This window comes from Rhizobium oryziradicis, assembly GCF_001939045.1.
Lineage (GTDB): Bacteria > Pseudomonadota > Alphaproteobacteria > Rhizobiales > Rhizobiaceae > Allorhizobium > Allorhizobium oryziradicis.
On record NZ_MKIM01000033.1, the window covers coordinates 73,101 to 87,274 of the forward strand.

At 55.5% G+C, this 14,174-nt stretch carries 12 protein-coding genes; 9 read left to right on the plus strand and 3 right to left on the minus strand.

What is annotated here, in order from left to right; all coding sequences use genetic code 11:
- The first annotated feature begins 84 nt into the window (after positions 1-84).
- Positions 85-1,257, plus strand: coding sequence for a 4-hydroxybenzoate 3-monooxygenase (pobA, locus tag BJF95_RS22650; protein ID WP_075641773.1), 1,173 nt, complete (start codon positions 85-87; stop codon positions 1,255-1,257).
- A 12-nt stretch (positions 1,258-1,269) separates the two neighbouring features.
- Here the strand turns inward: pobA and pcaQ are convergent, their stop codons facing one another.
- Entirely contained in the window at positions 1,270-2,193 is a 924-nt protein-coding gene (gene pcaQ, locus BJF95_RS22655; RefSeq protein ID WP_075641774.1) for a pca operon transcription factor PcaQ, read from the minus strand.
- Positions 2,194-2,287: 94 nt separating this feature from the next.
- Here pcaQ and pcaD point away from each other — a divergent pair, with 94 nt between their 5' ends.
- From pcaD to BJF95_RS22680, 5 genes are all read left to right on the plus strand, one after another.
- Positions 2,288-3,079, plus strand: a complete 792-nt coding sequence (gene pcaD / locus BJF95_RS22660; RefSeq protein ID WP_075641775.1) for a 3-oxoadipate enol-lactonase — start codon at positions 2,288-2,290, stop codon at positions 3,077-3,079.
- 84 nt (positions 3,080-3,163) lie between these two features.
- Positions 3,164-3,577, plus strand: coding sequence for a 4-carboxymuconolactone decarboxylase (pcaC, locus tag BJF95_RS22665; protein WP_075641776.1), 414 nt, complete (start codon positions 3,164-3,166; stop codon positions 3,575-3,577).
- Positions 3,578-3,625: 48 nt separating this feature from the next.
- Positions 3,626-4,366, plus strand: a complete 741-nt coding sequence (pcaH, locus tag BJF95_RS22670; protein WP_075641777.1) for a protocatechuate 3,4-dioxygenase subunit beta — start codon at positions 3,626-3,628, stop codon at positions 4,364-4,366.
- A gap of 1 nt (position 4,367) precedes the next feature.
- Positions 4,368-4,985 (plus strand): protocatechuate 3,4-dioxygenase subunit alpha, encoded by a 618-nt coding sequence (gene pcaG, locus BJF95_RS22675; RefSeq protein ID WP_075641778.1) that lies wholly within the window; start codon positions 4,368-4,370, stop codon positions 4,983-4,985.
- Between the two features lie 7 nt (positions 4,986-4,992).
- A complete protein-coding gene (locus BJF95_RS22680) occupies positions 4,993-6,045 on the plus strand; it encodes a 3-carboxy-cis,cis-muconate cycloisomerase (RefSeq protein ID WP_075641779.1) in 1,053 nt (350 codons plus the stop codon).
- A gap of 6 nt (positions 6,046-6,051) precedes the next feature.
- Here BJF95_RS22680 and BJF95_RS22685 read toward each other — a convergent pair whose 3' ends face one another.
- The gene (locus tag BJF95_RS22685) at positions 6,052-7,047 is read right to left on the minus strand and encodes an MDR family oxidoreductase (RefSeq protein ID WP_075641780.1); all 996 of its coding nucleotides are present in this window, start codon (positions 7,045-7,047) and stop codon (positions 6,052-6,054) included.
- Between the two features lie 349 nt (positions 7,048-7,396).
- On the opposite strand from BJF95_RS22685, the gene BJF95_RS22690 reads away from it, so the two are divergent.
- Entirely contained in the window at positions 7,397-10,330 is a 2,934-nt protein-coding gene (locus BJF95_RS22690) for a DNA translocase FtsK (RefSeq protein ID WP_075641781.1), read from the plus strand.
- 91 nt (positions 10,331-10,421) lie between these two features.
- Here BJF95_RS22690 and BJF95_RS22695 read toward each other — a convergent pair whose 3' ends face one another.
- Positions 10,422-11,357, minus strand: a complete 936-nt coding sequence (locus BJF95_RS22695; protein ID WP_075641782.1) for a LysR family transcriptional regulator — start codon at positions 11,355-11,357, stop codon at positions 10,422-10,424.
- 181 nt (positions 11,358-11,538) lie between these two features.
- On the opposite strand from BJF95_RS22695, the gene BJF95_RS22700 reads away from it, so the two are divergent.
- Positions 11,539-13,128, plus strand: a complete 1,590-nt coding sequence (locus BJF95_RS22700; protein WP_075641783.1) for an ABC transporter substrate-binding protein — start codon at positions 11,539-11,541, stop codon at positions 13,126-13,128.
- A 76-nt stretch (positions 13,129-13,204) separates the two neighbouring features.
- Positions 13,205-14,146, plus strand: coding sequence for an ABC transporter permease (locus BJF95_RS22705; protein WP_075641784.1), 942 nt, complete (start codon positions 13,205-13,207; stop codon positions 14,144-14,146).
- Positions 14,147-14,174: the final 28 nt, after the last annotated feature.

Consider the following 14,174-nt stretch of genomic DNA (forward strand, 5'->3'; position numbering starts at 1 on the left):
TGCAATTTTCTGTGCAAAAAATCCATTGAGAAGCGCAGTCATCGGCGTCAATTTTTTGACAGAGAGCATTTTCGGGAGGAATTCATGCGTACTCAAGTTGTTATTATTGGCTCCGGCCCTTCTGGTCTGCTGCTTGGGCAATTGCTGCACCGTCGCGGCATTGACACAGTCATTCTTGATCGCGTCAGCCGAGACTATATCCTCGGTCGCGTGCGGGCCGGTGTTTTGGAAGAGGGCATGGTGCGCATGATGCAGGAGGCCGGAGCATCGGCCCGGCTGGAAAGCGAAGGCCTGCCGCATGATGGTTTTTCGCTGGCCTTTGACGGGCGCGATCACCGCATCAATCTGCATCAGTTGACCGGCGGCAAGCGGGTGATGGTCTATGGCCAGACGGAAGTAACCCGCGATTTGATGGATCACCGCAATGCTGCGGGTGCCACCACCATTTATGACGCTGCCAATGTGCAGCCCCATGATTTCGATGGTGAAACTCCCTATGTCACCTTTGAGCAAGATGGCGTGTCGCATCGCATTGACTGCGATTTTATCGTCGGTTGTGACGGCTTTCATGGCGTGTGCCGCAAATCTGTGCCGGAGAAATCAATCAAGGAATTCGAGAAGGTCTATCCCTTCGGCTGGCTTGGCATTATGGCAGACGTGCCGCCTGTGTCGCATGAGTTGATCTACGCCAACCACCCCCGTGGTTTTGCGCTCTGCTCCATGCGCTCCCACACCCGCAGCCGCTATTATGTGCAGTGCTCGCTGGACGATAAGGTTGAAGAATGGAGCGATGACCGCTTCTGGGATGAGATCCGCCGCCGCCTGCCAGCGCAACACGCCGAAGCCATGGTGACGGGGCTATCGTTTGAAAAATCGATTGCGCCGCTGCGCTCGTTTGTCACCGAGCCCATGCGGTTTGGACGACTGTTTCTGGCCGGTGATGCCGCCCATATTGTGCCGCCGACAGGAGCCAAGGGGCTGAACCTTGCCGCCAGCGATGTGCATTACCTCAGCGAAGGGTTGATCGAATATTACACTGACAAATCCTCAGCCGGAATTGATGCCTACTCGGTCAAGGCGCTATCTCGCGTGTGGAAGGCTGTGCGGTTTTCCTGGTGGATGACGACAATGATGCATCGGTTCCCAGACACAGGAGATTTCGGCCAGCGTATTCAGGAAGCCGAGTTGGATTATCTGGTGCATTCCACAGCGGCCTCAACATCGCTTGCCGAGAATTATGTGGGTTTGCCCTATTAAAAGGTTATCGCCCTAACCCCTCCCAAGGCCTGCTGCCGCATCGCGGATCGCTTGCATGAGAAGCGATTGCGGCAGCGTCGGGATGGCATCGGTGCGCACCGTGAGGCCAACCGGGCCGCGGGTGCTGGACGAGTCAATGGGCAGGGTTGTCAACGTGCCTTCCGCAATGTCACCGGCCACAACGCCTTCGGAAATAATCCAGATGGCGTCGCTGCTTTTGAGAAAGGCACGGCCAAAAGCATCCGAAACGGTTTCAATCTGGTTGGGAAGGGCAGGGATGCCATTGGCGATCAAAAAATGATCAACAAACGGCCGGATGATCGAGTTTCGTGTTGGCATCAGCACCGGAAATTCACGAATGCGATCAAACAGCCCTGTGTTGACAGACAACAAGGGGTGGCCTGCCCGCACCGTAAAAAGCACCTGCTCGGAATAGAGATGTTCAAATGAAAAGCCGGTCATTTTTTCCGGGCTAGCAAGGCGGCCAACCACGAGATCAAGCTCGCCCACGCGCAACTGCTCCAGCAAAACCGCATTGTCGCCGGTGACAATCTTGATCCGGCTGCCGGTGTTTTCATTCAGAAAAGCCGTCATCGCTTTGGGCATGATACGGGTGGATACGGTGGGCAAAGCGCCGACGCGAACAGGCGGGCCAAGCTGGGCGCTGTCATGCGAAACCGAATCGAGCGCTTGCCGAAGCGCCGTCATGGTGGCACCCGCATGGCGCAAAAATATCTCCCCGTGGCGGGTGATGATGATGCCACGGCCTTCGCGCTGAAACAGCGCAACGCCAAGCACCTCTTCCAGTTCACGGATGGTTTTCGTCACCGCCGGTTGGCTGACATGCAGCACGTCTGCGGCCCGCATCACGCTTTTTTGCCGCGCGACCTCGACAAATGTTTGCAGATGCCGAAATTTGATACGCTGTTCGATCATGGTGATTTCATAACTATATGGTTATTTGCGGCGGAGATAATCTCATTTTACTTAACCGTATGGTCGCTTCAATATCAAGTCAGGAGGAGAAGGCATGAATTTTCTCAAAACGTCGTCCACGGTCATTCACTACCGTGCGGTGGGGCTGGAAACCGGCAAGCCGGTGATTGCCTTTGCCAATTCGCTGGGCACCGATTTTCGCATTTGGGATGATGTCATTGCCCGCCTTGGCGATAGATTTGCCTTTGTGCTGCATGACAAGCGGGGGCACGGCCTCTCGGATGTAGGCTCGGCACCCTATTCGATTTTTGACCACGTCGATGATATGGCGGCTGTTCTGGATCACCTCAATCTTAAAAACGTTATTGTCTGCGGCCTGTCTGTGGGCGGCTTGATTGCACAAGGGCTTTATGTGCGCAGGCCTGATCTGGTGAAGGCGTTGGTGCTGAGCGATACCGCCCATAAAATTGGCAGCGACGAGATGTGGAACACCCGCATCAAGGCTATTCAAGCCAATGGCATCGGCTCGTTGCTGGAACCAATTATGGAGCGTTGGTTCACGCCACCCTTTCGTAGCCCCGACAATGCCGTTTATGCGGGCTGCTGCAATATGCTGGTGCGCCAGACGGCGGATGGCTATTGCGGCACGTGTGCTGCCATTCGCGATGCGGATTTTACCGCTGATGCTGCGCGGATTGCGGTGCCGACGCTTTGTGTGGTTGGTGATCAGGATGGCTCGACGCCGCCTGCATTGGTGCGCGCTCTGGCTGATTTGATACCGGGCAGTGAGTTCGTGGAAATCGAAAATGCCGGGCATATTCCGTGTGTTGAGCAGCCGGACGCCTATGTAGCGGCGCTGTTACCCTTTCTTGAGCGGTACGCTTAAATCCAAACAACATGATTTAACCGAGGCGATTTTTGAGCCGGTGATGAAGGCTATTTTAAAAAATTGCGCAATGGAGACAATGGCATGGCTGATCAAACACCCAATTCTGATGCGTATCGGCGTGGTATGGTGACCCGCCGTTCTGTGTTGGGTGACGCCCATGTCGATCGCGCCCAAGTGAACACCACCAGCTTTGATGCTCCCTTTCAAACCCTGATCACGGAAGGGGCGTGGGGAACGGTTTGGTCTGGTGATCAATTCACCAAGCGCGAGCGGTCCATTGTTACCATCGCACTTCTGGCCGCCTTGGGCCAGGATGAGGAAGTGGCCATGCATGTGCGTGCAACAGCCAACACCGGTGCCACCCGCGAAGATATTCGCGAAGCGCTGATGCATGTGGCCATTTATGCCGGTGTGCCTGCCGCCAACCACGCCATTAAAATTGCCAAGGGTGTTTATGCTGAGATGGATCAGCAGGCCGCCACAAAAGGCGGATAATTTCGCGTCTGTATCGATTGCTTTGATAAGAGATTGAGGAGGAAAAACATGAAAAATACTCTGCCCGAGACAGGGCCGTTTTTTGCGCGCGATCGCGCCATGCATCCGCAAGCCTATACGCCGTGGTATAAAACCAGCGTGCTGCGCTCGCCGCAGCGGGCGCTGATCTCGCTGGAAGGTACCAAGAGCGAAATCACCGGGCCGGTGTTTGGCCATAACATTTTGAATGAGCTGGATAATGATCTGATTTGCAACTATGCCAAGCCCGGCGAGTTGGCCATTGGGCCGCGCATTCTGGTGCATGGCCGGGTGCTGGACGAGCGCGGCGTGGGTGTCGCCGGTGCGTTGGTTGAGTTCTGGCAGGCCAATGCCGGTGGCCGTTATCGCCACAAGAAAGAGACCTATCTGGCCCCGCTTGATCCCAATTTTGGTGGTGTTGGCCGCACCATTACCGACGAGAATGGCTATTACTGGTTCAAGACCATTCAGCCCGGCCCTTACCCTTGGCCCAATGGCGTGAATGATTGGCGCCCCGCCCATATTCACTTTTCCGTCTTCGGCCATGGCTTTGCCCAAAGATTGATTACTCAGATGTATTTCGAAGGCGATCCGATGATCTGGCTGTGTCCAATCGTCAAGACGATCCCGGATGAAGATGCCATCAAGCGCCTCGTGGCTGCTTTGGATATGAACGCCACCGTCCCGATGGATATGCGCGCCTATAAATTTGACATTGTGCTGCGAGGACGTCGCTCTACCCTGTTTGAAAACCGTAAGGAGGGCAACTGATATGGTGCAGCCACTCGGATATTTGAAAGAGTCCGCCTCGCAAACCGCTGGACCTTACGTGCATATCGGTTGCACGCCGAATTTTTCGGGCATTCACGGCGTCTTTGAGACCGACCTTGGTTCAGGACCGCTTTACAACGACAAGACCCGTGGTGAGCGCATCACCATTCGCGGCCATGTGTTTGATGGCGGCGGCAATACGCTGAAGGATGCCCTGGTGGAAATCTGGCAAGCTGACACGGATGGGCTTTATAACAGTCCATCGGAAACGGCTGGCAAGGCTGATCCCAATTTTCTGGGCTGGGGCCGTTGTCCCGGCGATATGGCCACGGGCGAATTTGTGTTTGAAACTATCAGGCCCGGCAAAGTCCCCTTCAAGGGCGGAAAGTTCATGGCACCGCACATTACCTTTTGGGTGGTTGCGCGTGGCATCAATCTCGGTTTGCAAACCCGGATGTATTTTCCAGAAGAGGAAGCGGCCAATGCCGAAGATCCGCTTTTGGCCCGGATTGAGCACAAAGTGCGGGTTCCAACCCTGATTGCTCGCAAAGACGGCAGCGCTTACGTGTTTGATATTCACCTGCAAGGTGAAAACGAAACCGTGTTTTTTGATATTTGATGGTGCCATGAGCGTAAATCTTTTTGATCACCCTTTTCTCAGTGGCTTGTTTGGCGACGATGACGTTGCGGCACTGTTTTCTGCCGAGGCCGATATTGCCGCCATGGTGTCGTTTGAAGTTGCCCTTGCAAAGGCACAAGCTGAGCAGGGGGTGATTGAAGAGGAGGACGCGCAGAGTATCGCAGCCGCTTTATCTGGCTTTAAGCCCGATATGGACGCGCTCAAGAGGGCCACGGCCCGCGATGGCGTGGTTATTCCCGAACTGGTCAAGCAAATGCGCCAGGCTGTTGGCGGCACGGCTTCGGAAAAACTGCATTTTGGCGCGACCAGTCAGGATGCGATTGATACAAGCTTGGTCTTGCGCCTCAAGGCGGTGGCATTGCTGCTGGATCAGCGGCTTGAGGCTTGCATTGCGGCATTTGCACAGCTGAATGAGAATTTTGGGGCACAGCCCCTGATGGGTTACACGCGCATGCAGCCCGCTATTGCGATCACTGTGTCGGATCGGATTGCAGCATGGTGCGCGCCGCTTGAGCGCTACCGCGCCCGCCTCGCCAATTATGTGGCAGATGGCTTTGCCGTGCAGTTTGGCGGTGCTGCAGGCACGTTGGAAAAGCTGGGGGAGCAAGGTGGGGCGGTTCGCACAGCACTCGCTGGCGGCTTGGGTCTTTCTGCTGCCACGCAATGGCATAGCCAGCGTGATCGCATTGTCGAATTTGCCGATCTTCTCTCGCTGATTTCGGGCAGTCTTGGCAAATTTGGTCAAGACATTGCGCTGCTGGCCGAAGTGGGCAAGGAAATACAGCTCAGCGGCGGCGGCGGCTCGTCTGCCATGCCCCACAAGCAAAATCCGGTGGCAGCGGAAACGCTGGTGTCGCTGGCGCGGTTTAACGCGGTTCAGGTCTCTGGCATGCACCACAGCATGGTGCATGAGCAGGAGCGCTCAGGTGCTGCCTGGGCGTTGGAGTGGATGTTATTGCCGCAAATGGCTGTGGCAACGGTTGCGTCGACGCGCACGGCCCATCATCTCATTGGGCAGATTGTGCGGCTGGGCGGCTGACGCCCCTTATTTTGTTACGTCAATCACCACACGCCCTCGGGTCTTGCCCGCCAGAATGGCATCAGCCAGAGCAGGTAGATTAGACATTGGCTCCACGCTGGTCATGGCCGCAAGGTGGTCGCGGTTAAGGTGCTTGTCGAGATAATCCCAAGCGCGAACACGTTTTGCCATCGGCGTCATCACCGAATCGATGCCGAGCAACGTCACGCCGCGCAAGATAAACGGCATGACGGTGGCAGGAAGATCGGCACCGCCCGCAAGGCCGCAGGTCGCCACCGCGCCGCCATACACGGTTTGGGCAATGACATTGGCAAGTGTGGTGGACCCCACCGTGTCAACAGCCCCAGCCCACCGCTCTTTTTGCAATGCGCCACCTTTATCAGCGAGGGAGGCCCGGTCAATAAACCCGGATGCCCCTAGACTGCTCAGATAAGCGTGGGTTTCAGGCCGTCCAGTCGAGGCGGTGACGCGATAACCAAGGCTCGATAAAAGGCTAACCGCAATGGAGCCAACACCGCCAGCGGCACCGGTGACAACAACTTCACCAGCATTGGGCTGAATGGCACCCCAATCCTCAAGTGCCAAAACGCAGAGAGCCGCGGTGTAGCCCGCCGTGCCAATGGCCATGGCTTGTTCGAGCGAAAACCCGTCCGGCAAGCGCATGAGCCACTCCGGCTTGACCTTTTGAAAGCGCGTATAGCCACCGCCCTCGGTTTCCGTCATGCCAAAACCGTTGACGACAACGCGATCACCGGGTTTCCAGTCAGGCGAGCGGGACTGAACCACGGTACCCGCCAAATCAGCACCCGCAACAAGCGGTGTGCGGCGGGCAATGCGGCCAGCGCCGGTAAAAGCAAGGCCATCCTTGTAGTTCAAGGTGGAATAGGCCACTTCCACGAGAACATCATGATCGGGAAGGTCCGTCAGCGCCAGCTGGCGAAACATGCCTTTGGGCTTGCCATCGACCTGATCGATAACCACAGCCGTGAATGTCTCAGTCATGATGCATCCTCCCAGATCAGCACGTCATGAACACGTTATGCTCGGCGAAGGTGCCATGGTTGCCACGGCAACGCCAGCCTCTTTGTGTGTGTCGCTATGAGAGTTTATGTGCGAAAAATATGCACATTTTGGGACAAAAAACAGAGTGGCTGATTATCCTCTGATTTCAAAGGGCTGAGGTGATCTTCTCACCGGTGCCATTTTTGCCACTCTCGCGAAAACAACGGGTTAACGTAAATAAATTGCACCACTCTTCGACGATTTACCGCGCCATCGAAACGAGTGGTTAACCTTTATTTTTTACTTCTTTTAGACACAAGCGTTCTTTCTCACCTGAGTGTCAGTTATCATGCGTCTTCCAACACAGAACCACTCTCGTTCCGATGATCACTCCGATCTTGATGATCAGGATGATGGTGCCCTGTCTTATGGCAGTGATCGTCAGGGATTGATTCCCGATGACGCAAAAAAAGTGCCTTTGGAGCCGTGGCAATCGGCTTTCGTGCTGGGGCCAAATGTTCGCTTCACGCGCACTCCGGAAAGCGTTATTGCACGTCGCCGCGAGGCTGAAGCCGCAGCCGAGCTGGCAGCGGCAGAAAAGGCAGCAGCGGAGGCGCAAGCCCGTGCCAACGCGCCTCAGCCCACCGTGTCTTACACCACGTCAACCATGACGTCGCAAAACGCCAATGTTTTTGTTTCCACCGCCCCGACCAATTCCTTTGGCCTGCCCAAGACCGGCAGTCCGTTGATTGTGCCGCGTCGCAGCCCTCCACCGCGCCCGGTTGATGCCAAGCCTGTGGTGGCGGAGCCCTCAGTGGTTGCCGAGGTTCAACTCCCAGACGTTCAGTCCTTAGAAGTACAAGTCGAGCCTGTTGTTATGATTGCACCCCAGTTAGCCTCCGTTGCCCCGGCAATGCTTGATACGGCCAAAATGGATGCTGTTGCATCGCCTGATTTGGAAGCCACCCGCCTGCGCCAGGCCGCAGCGGCCATGCGCATGGCCGAAGACATTGCCGTCCATCTGCACGCGGACGACACGCAACCCGAAAAACCAGCTGCCCCGAAAGTTCTGCCCGCTTTGACAATCCATGCACAAAAAGATGAAACCGTCACGTTCGCTTCTGGCAAATTGGAGGTGTCGGACTTTGCATTTTTTGAAATGATGTCGTTTGACGCGGCAGAGATTGCACCGGCTGCCCTGCCTGAGCCGGTTGCCTATGTGCCGGTGTCTCGCCCCATCACAATGCCGCTCTATGGTTCGGTTGCAGCCTTTTATCGTGAAATCAAGGTTCGCTCTGCAGTAAAGGCAAACGAGTACCGGCTTTGGCAATGGTCGGAATTTCCAGTCTCGGCCAATATTTACCCTCCGGTGACGATCCCGGTGCTCGCCAAGAGCGCGGTGCCTGCGCCACAGCCCGTTGCGCCTGTCATGACTGCTGTGGCACCTGAAAAGATTCTGCCTCAGCCGGTGGTCGAAGTCGTTAAACCACAGGCGGTTCAGGTGGTTGAGGGCTTGGTGGCTCAGCCAGCTGTGCCCACACCCATCGAGCCCGCTTTTGTCGAGCCTGTGCCTTTTGAACCCGTTGCCGTAGAGACGGCTCCTGCCGAAGTGCTGCCAGCTGTTTCCAGCCGCTCGTTCTCGGAGAGCCCGCGCGCAAACCGCGCAATTGGTGGCTTGGAAATGAACCGCAACCATCCTTTTGACGGCGAATATATCTTCCCGTCCATCAGCCTGTTGCAAGAGCCGCCAGCGGTGCGCGCAGAAGCCATGCTGCCAGAAGCGCTGGAGCAGAGCGCTGGCCTGTTGGAAAGCGTGCTGGAAGATTTCGGCATTCGTGGTGAAGTGATTGATGTGCGTCCCGGTCCGGTTGTAACGCTCTATGAATTCGAGCCAGCCCCCGGTATTAAATCATCGCGGGTCATTGGCCTTGCCGATGATATCGCCCGGTCCATGTCGGCGCTGTCTGCCCGTGTGGCCGTTGTGCCCGGCCGTAACGTTATTGGTATCGAATTGCCAAATGCGGTGCGCGAAACCGTCTATTTGCGCGAATTGATTGAATGTGAAGATTATTGGGAAACCCGCTTCAAGCTGGCGCTTTGCCTTGGCAAATCCATTGGCGGCGAGCCGGTGATTGCCGAACTTGCCAAGATGCCGCATTTGCTGGTGGCTGGCACCACCGGTTCTGGCAAGTCAGTTGCCATCAACACCATGATCTTGTCTTTGCTCTACCGACTCAAGCCAGAAGAATGCCGCTTGATCATGGTTGATCCGAAAATGCTGGAACTGTCGATTTATGATGGCATTCCGCATCTCTTGACGCCTGTGGTGACGGACCCGAAAAAGGCCGTGATGGCGCTGAAATGGGCCGTTCGCGAAATGGAAGACCGCTATCGCAAGATGTCGCGTCTTGGCGTGCGTAATATTGATGGTTACAATGCCCGCGCGGCCCAGGCCCGTGAAAAGGGCGAGGTCATTACCGTGAGCGTGCAGGCAGGCTTCGACCGCCAGTCGGGCGAGATCCTTTATGAAGATCAGGATCTTGATCTGTCGCATATGCCGTACATCGTCATCATCGTTGATGAAATGGCCGATCTGATGATGGTGGCTGGCAAGGAAATCGAAGGTGCTATTCAGCGCCTGGCGCAGATGGCGCGTGCGGCGGGTATCCACCTGATCATGGCAACTCAGCGTCCGTCTGTGGATGTGATTACCGGCACGATCAAGGCCAATTTCCCAACCCGTATTTCCTTCCAGGTGACATCGAAAATCGACAGCCGCACCATTTTGGGCGAACAGGGGGCCGAACATCTGCTGGGGCAGGGCGATATGTTGCAAATGGTGGGCGGTGGCCGTATCTGCCGCGTGCACGGGCCGTTTGTATCGGACGCAGAAGTAGAGCAGGTGGTTGCGCATTTGAAAACGCAAGGCCGCCCCGAATACCTCGGCACCGTGACCGAGGAAGACGGATCAGACCCTGCACCGGCCGCAGTGGCCGCCGCGGTTTCGGATGAGACCTATGAGCGCTCAAGCGCAACAGGTGGAGACGAGAGCGACGAGCTCTATGAAAAGGCTGTGAAGGTTGTGTTGCGCGACCAGAAGTGCTCGACCTCCTATATCCAGCGTCGTCTGTCTGTTGGCTATAACCGTGCGGCGTCTTTGGTGGAGCGGATGGAGCGCGAAGGGCTGGTGGGTGCTGCCAATCACGTTGGCAAGCGCGAAATCATTGCGGGGTCAGCAATAGAGCCTGCCAATAGCGGCATTGGCTTTAACGACGGCGAATAATGGATTGTGACATCAGCGGCAGGCGATAAAGCGTCTGCCGCTTTTTCTGTTCAGATGGCTTATATCGGCGTTTTACCATTTGCGTGGTGGATCAACTGGCGAATGTCGCACAGGTGCTGCCAATTTTTGGTCTTTGACTCAGATGATTTTTCAAGGTTGCAATAAAACTCTTGAGGTGGGCCGGTTTGTTGCTGCCGTAAAGATCCACCACCACAACCTTTGGCGATGGCACCTTGTCGCTGAGGGCAACGCGGGCAATGCGGCTTCGGTCGCTGGTGAAGTTATTGTTGGAAATTGTGTTGAGCAGTGAAAAGCCCAGCCCGCCCGCCACGGCGGTGCGCACGGTTTCATAGGATGTGGTGCGCAATGCCACATGCGGGCGTCTGGCAATCATATCAAACATGGTCAGCAGGTAGACAGAGGTCTCCGGCAGATCGAGCAGGATGAAGGGGTAATCCGCCAATTCGTCTAGCGATACGCTTTCTCTTCGGGCCAAGGGATGATCTGGCGGCAGTGCGGCATGGGTTGGCAATTCACAAATGGTGGTGGAGCTGCCCGCAAATGTGCGGCCAACATCGACGGTGACGGCAAATTCGATGTCGCCTCGGACCAACCATTCGCGCAGCTGTGGTTGACTGCCCTCCAGAAGATCAATCGTGCCAACATTGTTGTGCTGCCGAAATTCCTTTAAAATATCGATCATATAGGCCGGCCCAAAGGGCACAAAGCAACCGACACGAATATTTTCCGGTGTGCTATGGCCCATTGTGCCCAAAGAGCGGGAAAACTCGGCCTCAGCCTCCAGCAACGAGTGGGCAATGCTCAAAAAGCGCTCGCCTTCCTGCGTGATCAACACGCCGCGCGCTTGTCTGCGATCGAATATTTTTGCATCCAGCGCATTTTCCGCCAGCGTGATCGCCGCCAGAATGGAGGATTGCGAAATATGCAGCGTCTGCGACGCTTTTTGAATGCTGCCCTGCCGAGCAACCTCGGTCACATAGCGGATTTGGCGCAAAGAGAGATTCATAAGTGCCACAATTCCAAAAAATGGAGAAATATTTCACGAAAAATATACTTTATGCAAAGCTAGAAAATAGGCAACCATCTCGTCGGCTCAAATGTTGGGCAAAAAACAGGTGAAACGGTGAACCCTCGTTGCAGAGCGCACTGTTTACAGCCTGCAAAAAAAGAATGAGGAGAACGGTTCAGTGAAGATTTCCCGCAGACAGCTTTTGGGAACAGCCGCCGCAGCCACCGCCGCATCTGTTTTGCCTTTTGGAATTGGCAGCGCCTATGCCAATACCCCGCTTTTGAAAGTTATTCCCCACGCCGACCTGAAGATTGTCGATCCCATCTGGACGACCGGCTACATCAGCCGCAACCATGGCTATATGATCTACGATACGCTTTTTGCCATGGATGCCGAGCTGAACCCACAGCCGCAGATGGTGGATACGTATGAGACCAGCAGCGACGGATTGGTCTGGACTTTTAAGCTGCGTGATGGTCTTGCCTGGCATGATGGGCCTGCGGTGACGGCGGCAGATTGCGTTGCCTCGCTAACCCGCTGGGGTAAGCGCGATGGCATGGGCCAGCGCTTGTTTACGGTGATTTCCAAGCTGGAAGCGACTGATGACAAGACCATCGTGATGACGCTGTCCAAGCCATACGGCCTTGTGCTTCAGTCTCTTGGCAAGATCTCTTCCAACGTACCGTTTATGATGCCAAAGCGCATTGCTGAAACCGATGCCAGCGAGCAAATCAAGGAATCGATCGGGTCTGGCCCGTTTATCTTCAAGGCCGATGAATGGGTTCCCGGCTCCAAGGTGGTCTATATCCGCAATGAAAAATACGTCCCACGCAAAGAGCCACCGTCTTCTGCGGCAGGCGGCAAAGTTGCCAAGGCCGATCGTGTTGAGTGGATCACCATTGGCGACCCAACCACAGCCATGAATGCTTTGGTCTCTGGCGAGGTGGATTACTGGGAACAGGTGCCGCCGGATCTTGCCCCGCTTGTGGATGGCAACGAAGGGGTCAAAACCGCCGTGCTCGACACGCTCGGCTCTATGGGCATGGCCCGTTTCAACAGCCTTGTTGGTCCAACCGCGAATGAAAAACTGCGTCTGGCCATTGCCAAGGGCTTTAAACAGCAGGACTTCTTGCAGTCTGCCATTGGTAATCCTGATTATTTCAAGGTCAGCGCCAGCATTTATCCGGCAGGTTCAACATTTGCCTCGGATGTCGGTGCCGACATGGTGGATGGCGACCTGGAGGCTGCCAAGAAAATGGTGGCTGAATCGGGCTATAAGGGCGAAAAGCTTGTGGTGCTTCAACCCACCGACAACCCTATTCTCTCGGCGTTTGCGCTGGTCTCTGCCGAAAAAATGCGCGCCATGGGCATAAATGTGGATTTGCAAGCCATGGACTGGTCAACGGTTCTGTCTCGCCGCGCCTCCAAGGACGATATGGATCATGGCGGCTGGAGCATTTTCTTCACCTGGTGGATTGGGGGCGATTCCATTCATCCGCTGGCCAATGTGCAATTTGGTGGCAATGGTGAAAAGGGTTGGTTTGGCTGGGCCAAGGATGATCAGCTGGAGCAGTTGCGCAATCAGTTTGCCGAGGCAACCGACCTCGCCAAGCAAAAGGAAATTGCCAGCGCCGTGCAAAAACGGATTTTCGAAATCGCTCCTTTTGCCAATCTGGGCACATTTTTTGTGCCTTGCGGCTATTCGGAAAAGGTGACGGGCATGATCCAGTCGCCGGTTCAATTCTTCTGGAACATGGATAAGGCTTAATCGGTCTCCCCCTCCAGACATGGCGAGGCATGTGCGCCTCGCCAACCTTTGAACCTCATTTCGAAAGGTGGCGACCATGTGGTTTTTCATCGCGAAACGGATCGTCGCGACGATTCCGGTGCTGATCATCGTTGCATTCATTGTCTTTCTTCTTGTACGCTTGGCCCCCGGCGATCCTGCTGTGGTGATTGCCGGAGATTACGCCACACCTGCGCAAATCCTTGCCATCCGCGCCAAGCTGGGTCTGGACCAGCCCATCGGCATGCAATTTCTGCTGTGGATGGGTCGCCTGCTTCAAGGCGATCTCGGCATGTCAATTTTCACCAATATGCCGGTGACAAAGCTGATCAGCCAGCGGCTTGAGCCAACCGCCATGCTGGCCTTGGTCACCATTGTTTATTCGACGCTGGTTGCCGTGCCCCTGGGCGTGATTGCCGCCTGGAAAGAAGGCAGCATTATTGATCGGCTGATCATGGTGTTTTCGGTCATTGGTTTTTCTGTGCCGGTGTTTGTGGTTGCCTATATGCTGATCTATGGTTTTTCCATCAGTCTCAAATGGTTGCCAGTGCAGGGCTACAAAAGCCCGTTTACGGACCTCGCAGGCTTTACGCGCCATCTGGTGCTGCCGGTTCTTGCCCTTTCCGCCATTTTCATCGCTCTGATTGCCCGCATGACCCGCGCAAGCGTGCTGGAAGTGTTGCAGGAAGATTATATCCGCACAGCCCACGCCAAAGGGCAGGTGGAAAGCAAGGTCTTGCTGGTTCACGCCCTTAAAAATGCGGCAGTGCCGATTATCACCGTGATTGGTTTGGGTGTGGCCTTGCTGATTGGCGGCGTGGTGGTCACAGAGACGGTTTTCAACATTCCCGGCCTCGGCCGCCTTGTGGTTGATGCGGTGCAAAAGCGGGATTACCCGATCATTCAGGGGCTGATCCTGTTTTTCTCCTTCATCTACGTGATGCTCAATCTGCTCATCGATATTGTTTACACCTTTGTTGATCCGAGGATACGCTATTGACCGCGCTTGCCCAAACGCCTGCCCGCCC

What these genes read in the sequence shown, in the direction of transcription:
- pobA (WP_075641773.1), top strand. Translation starts at nt 85, where the DNA reads ATGCGTACTCAAGTTGTTATTATTGGCTCCGGCCCTTCTGGTCTGCTG.
- pcaQ (WP_075641774.1), bottom strand. Translation starts at nt 2,193, where the DNA reads ATGATCGAACAGCGTATCAAATTTCGGCATCTGCAAACATTTGTCGAG.
- pcaD (WP_075641775.1), top strand. Translation starts at nt 2,288, where the DNA reads ATGAATTTTCTCAAAACGTCGTCCACGGTCATTCACTACCGTGCGGTG.
- pcaC (WP_075641776.1), top strand. Translation starts at nt 3,164, where the DNA reads ATGGCTGATCAAACACCCAATTCTGATGCGTATCGGCGTGGTATGGTG.
- pcaH (WP_075641777.1), top strand. Translation starts at nt 3,626, where the DNA reads ATGAAAAATACTCTGCCCGAGACAGGGCCGTTTTTTGCGCGCGATCGC.
- pcaG (WP_075641778.1), top strand. Translation starts at nt 4,368, where the DNA reads ATGGTGCAGCCACTCGGATATTTGAAAGAGTCCGCCTCGCAAACCGCT.
- BJF95_RS22680 (WP_075641779.1), top strand. Translation starts at nt 4,993, where the DNA reads ATGAGCGTAAATCTTTTTGATCACCCTTTTCTCAGTGGCTTGTTTGGC.
- BJF95_RS22685 (WP_075641780.1), bottom strand. Translation starts at nt 7,047, where the DNA reads ATGACTGAGACATTCACGGCTGTGGTTATCGATCAGGTCGATGGCAAG.
- BJF95_RS22690 (WP_075641781.1), top strand. Translation starts at nt 7,397, where the DNA reads ATGCGTCTTCCAACACAGAACCACTCTCGTTCCGATGATCACTCCGAT.
- BJF95_RS22695 (WP_075641782.1), bottom strand. Translation starts at nt 11,357, where the DNA reads ATGAATCTCTCTTTGCGCCAAATCCGCTATGTGACCGAGGTTGCTCGG.
- BJF95_RS22705 (WP_075641784.1), top strand. Translation starts at nt 13,205, where the DNA reads ATGTGGTTTTTCATCGCGAAACGGATCGTCGCGACGATTCCGGTGCTG.